3 protein-coding genes and 1 pseudogene are annotated in these 4,638 nt (G+C 70.6%); 2 read left to right on the top strand and 2 right to left on the bottom strand.

Going from position 1 to position 4,638, the window contains the following annotated elements:
- Both MXD58_RS20440 and MXD58_RS20445 read right to left on the bottom strand, forming a co-directional pair.
- Positions 1–1,988: sensor histidine kinase (locus MXD58_RS20440; protein WP_250609743.1), on the bottom strand; the 1,988-nt coding region annotated here is incomplete at its 3' end.
- Positions 1,989–2,638: 650 nt separating this feature from the next.
- Positions 2,639–3,643, bottom strand: coding sequence for an acyl-CoA thioesterase domain-containing protein (locus MXD58_RS20445; RefSeq protein WP_248837819.1), 1,005 nt, complete (start codon positions 3,641–3,643; stop codon positions 2,639–2,641).
- A gap of 140 nt (positions 3,644–3,783) precedes the next feature.
- On the opposite strand from MXD58_RS20445, the pseudogene MXD58_RS20450 reads away from it, so the two are divergent.
- Together MXD58_RS20450 and MXD58_RS20455 are read left to right on the top strand one after the other, a co-directional pair.
- Positions 3,784–4,008: pseudogene (locus MXD58_RS20450) on the top strand (DUF6343 family protein); the annotation flags it as partial.
- Positions 4,009–4,100: 92 nt separating this feature from the next.
- On the top strand, positions 4,101–4,638 hold a 538-nt coding region (locus MXD58_RS20455; RefSeq protein ID WP_250609744.1), incomplete at its 3' end, for a class F sortase.

Raw genomic sequence — 4,638 nt, forward strand, 5'->3', positions numbered from 1 at the left:
TCCTCGTCGAAGGGCGGGCCGTCGAGCGCGGGCACGGCGGGCGCGGGCAGGGAGCGGACCGTCGCGCCGTCACCGTTCGGGCGCGCGTCGCCGTCCTCGTCCGGCCGGCGCAGCAGGCCGGAGGGCACCAGCACGATGGCCATCGTGCCGCCGTACGGCGAGGGGCGCAGTTTCACCGAGACCGCGTGGCGGATGGCGAGACGACCGACGACGAACAACCCGAGCCGCTCGCTGGTTGACAGGTCGAACGGCGGCGGGTCGGACAGCCGTTCGTTGATGGCCGCGAACTCCTGCGCGCTCATGCCCAGGCCGCGGTCCTCGACCTCGATGACGAAGCCGTTGGAGACCTCGTGCCCGTTGACCTGCACCGGTGTGTGGGGCGGCGAGAAGGAGGTGGCGTTCTCGATGAGCTCGGCGAGCATGTGGATGACGTCACCGACCGCGTGGCCACTGATGGCCCCGCCGTCGATGGGCATGACCTTGACCCGTGTGTAGTCCTCGACCTCGGCGACGGCGCCGCGCACGACGTCCTTGATCTCGACCGGGCGGCGCCAGCCTCGCGCGGGCTTGGAGCCCGAGAGGACGATGAGGTCCTCCGCGTGGCGGCGCATGCGGGTGGCGAGGTGGTCGAGGCGGAACAGCTCCTCGAGCTCGTCCGGGTCGGTCTCCTTGCGCTCCAGCCCGTCAATGATCTTCAGCTGGCGGTGAATGAGTGCCTGGCTGCGACGGGCGAGGTTGAGGAACGTGTCGCCGATGCTCTTGCGCATGGCGGCCTGTTCCACGGCGGTGCGCACGGCCACCGCATGCACCGTGGAGAACGCATCAGCGAGCTGGCCGATCTCGTCCGTGCTCTTTACATCTACGGGGAATATCTCGGCGGACATGTCGACCTGCTCGCCGCGGTGAAGCCGCTCGACAACGCCGGGAAGCCGGTCGGTGGCGACTTCGAGCGCACCCTGCCGCAGTCTCCGCAGATGCCGGATCATCGGACTCGCGACGAGTAGCGAAATGGTGATCGACAGAATTAGGACCAACGTCACACCAATGCCGCCGAACAGCGCGTCACGGGTAGCTGAACTAGAGATGTCCGAGCTGGTCGCACCCAAATCGTTGGCGATCCGGAGTTCAACCTCGTGCAGCGCGTCGATCTTAACCCCGACGACCTGGAGCCAGGCCTGCTGGGTGGTCGTCACGGGTTGGTTGGACACCACAGCGTTCACCGTCGTGTCACGAATTGCCGTCGCGGCCGACAGTGTACGGCCTACTGTGGCGTTGTAGTACGCCTGTTCGTCCGTGGTCGCGGTGGTGCGGAACTGTGTCAGCCATGCGTCCTCGGCACCGGCCGAGCTCTCGATCTGATGCAGCGTCAGCGGGTCCTGCTGCCCCAGAATGATCACTCGGGCGACGGCGCCGCGCTGCTGGGCGGCTTCTTCCTTGGCCTGCGAGATGGCGGCGAGCGTGGCCGCCCCATTGACCAGGGCCGCGCTGTGGCTGCCGAGCGCGACCCGGCCGTTGAGCGACAGGAGGTCGTCGACCAAGTCGTTGTAGTAGGTGTTGTTCTGGTCTACCCGCGCCTCGCGGGCATCGATCGCCCGGCGTTGCGCCGGCAGCTTGTCCAGCCGGGTCGAGATCGCCGCCAGCGTCGTCGCCAGCGGGTCCCGAGCGCTCGAGGGCAGGACTGTCTCACCCGCACGATAGGTCGCCAGCGCCTGGTCGACCGGGACGCGCGCGTCGACGGCCAGTTGTCCCCGGGTGGCGTCCAGATAGTTCGAGCCGACATAGGAGTTCGTGGCGAACCGCTCGGTCTGCAACGCCGCTACCAGGTCGTTTGCTTTGATCGAGAAGCTGGCGAGTGACTTGATTCGGTTCGCGGCCCGTACGTTGTCGACGTTCCCCCGCACCTGTATCACGCTCAGCACCGCCAAGGCGGCCAGGGGGACGACGAGAATCACCACGAGCTTCGAGCGGATGGGCCAATTCTGGAGCATCCGGTCCTCTCGTCCGGCACCCGTCAGGTGGGCGCCTCATGTGCGGGGGTGAGTGGTTCGAGTTCACGGGACTTGCCCCCGGGAGGGCCACACACGACAACGCGAGGGCCGGCGCATTGGCGACCCGGCCTGGGCATCGGGCGATTGACCTCGGGGTGAGGGCTAACTCTAGCGGGGGATTCCAGGGCACGTGTTAGGGGCTTGGCGCGTCAGTCAATAAGCAACGACGACGTTGCAGGTTGTGACGGCATTCGGCTTGCCGGCGGGTTGATATCACGAACGGCAATGAGATCCGAAGTGCACGGTCCAAGCCGACCCTCAGCCACCAAAACGAGCACGGACCAACAGTAACGAGCACGGACGCATCCGACCTCGCGGCCCCTGGCCACACGGCGGATAACCGGATTCCCGACAGCGTCAACGCGCACACATCGATATTTCGAGAAGCACATCGAGGTGCCGCCGGACGCACAGCCGTCATCCATCGGCGGGCGAATTCGGCACCCGACTGTCAGTCCACCACTCTTACCTTGTCATGAAGAGCGGTGCGGCGACGACGGGGCAGCCGGAGCACGACGGCTGGATCTGGAGCAGTTACCCGCTTACAGCGGTTTCAATCCACTGACCGACCGACCGCGTAAAACCGCAGGTCATCGCATACCGGGCGCGCCACCGCCCGGCGGTCGCACCCGGTGGACCAGAGCCGCCTGGCCGGCGGTGGCGACCAGCGCACCCGAGGCGTCGTACATCCGCGCGCGCAACTGGGCGACGTTGCGGACGATGGCCTCCACCCGCACGTCCAGCAGGATCCACTCCCCGGCCGGCACGGCGAGGACACGCAGCTGGTTGTCCAGGCTGGTGCCCATCGACATGTCCCCGATGGCCTCGATGAGGCCGACCGGAGTGAAATCGGCGAGCAACGCGAGTGCGGCGCCGGTCAGCGGCAGCGGCGGCACCAGGCGCAGCCACAGGGCGCTGCGGCCAGTGCCCGGCGTCCCGTCGAGCACGGTGCGGGGCGGCCGAGCCCACCGCTGCTCGACCAGGGAGAGCACCCCGTCGCGCGGGAAGGTCAACCAGTCCGGATACTCCCGCGGCGGGCAGTCGAGCGGATCGGGCGCCCAGGAGCCGGACGGTGCGAACCGGGTCACGGACCCGGTCGCCCGGCCGAACGTCCCCCCCGCCCGGAACACCGTCCGCCCGTCCACCGTCGCCCGGACCGCGCCCTGGGTCAGCCCACCGTCCGCGTCCGCACACAGCCGCACGGTCGCGCCGGCGAGGACGGGGCCGACGAACTGGGCCTGCGCCCACACGCACTCCCGGGCGCCGCGGGCCTGCGTGAAGGCGATGGCCGCCGCGAGGCCGCAACCGCCCCACAGGGTCCCGCGGGAGTTGAGCAGATGCGGTGCCGCGACGAACGCGCCGCGGCGGTCCTCGGCGCCCACCGTGAGGCCGAGCAGGTCGGCGACGGACGTGGCGTCCCGACGGATGTCACGCTCCGCCTGGGCCTCGTCGCTCATCGGGGCCTGCTGGCGCGGCAGCCGCGTCTGGCCGAGCACCGCCGGCCCGGCTGGGGCCGCTGCCGCGAACGCGGACGCCCCCACCACTGGTCCGCCGGCCGGTCCGGGTGGGATGCCGGGTTCGCTCGGGGCTGTCACCCTGACATCCTCTCAGGCCCGGTCCGGCCGAGCGGACGAGCCGGCGTCTGCACCGGGCACGGCCACCGGAGGGCGGGTCAGGCGGCCAGCCACGCCGGGACCGGCCCCGCACGGCCGGTTCGCGCCGCCGCGGAAAGGGCATGCCGAGGACCGTGACCAGCTCCCTGCCGCGCCAGCGCGAGCGAGGAGACCTCCCGCGCCGGAGCTGGCGGCACCCGTTCCGCTCGTCCGGCGGGTCAGGCGGATGGCCGCCGGCACGCAGTGCCCTCGCGCTGCGCGGCGTGCTCGCCGTGTTCGGCCTGGCCTTCTGCGGGGTCACGGCCGGCCTGTCCGCGGCGAGCGGTCATCCGGGTGCCGCCGCGTTCCTCGCGTTGCTGGCCGCCGTGGCCGTGGTCGACCTCTTCGTGATCCGCCGCCGGGCACACAGCCGGGCCGACGGGGCGGCGCGGCGCCGCCGGTGCTCCAGCGGCCGGCCGTCGTCATCAGCGATCCGAACCGGCTGCGCATCACCCGCCTGGGTGTCGACGCGCCGGTCACGCACCTCGGCCTGGCCCCGGACGGTTCCATCGAGGTCCCGACGCGGTGGGGGGACGTGGGCTGGTTCGACCGGGGCCCGGCGCCCGGCGGGATCGGGCCGGCCGTCCTCGTCGGACACTACGACTCCACCACCGGCCCGGCGGTCTTCTACCGGCTGGGGCTGCTCGTCCCCGGCGACCGCGTCGAGGTCGCCGGGGCGTCGGGCACCTCGCAGGCCTTCATCGTCGATCGGTCGGAGCAGGTGACGAAGGCAACCTTCCCCACGCAGCGCGTCTACGGCCCGGTGAACCGGCCCGAGCTCCGCCTGATCACGTGTGGTGGCGCGTTTGACTACAAGACCCACCACTACCTGAGCAACCTGATCGTGTACGCGCATGCGGACACCACGGTCGTGCCCACGCTCGCCGCCGTGCCCACCCAGGCCGCCGCCGCGCCCGGCGTGGCGCCCGGTCCCGTTC

The organism is Frankia sp. AgKG'84/4 (genome assembly GCF_023242965.2).
Classification (GTDB): domain Bacteria; phylum Actinomycetota; class Actinomycetes; order Frankiales; family Frankiaceae; genus Frankia.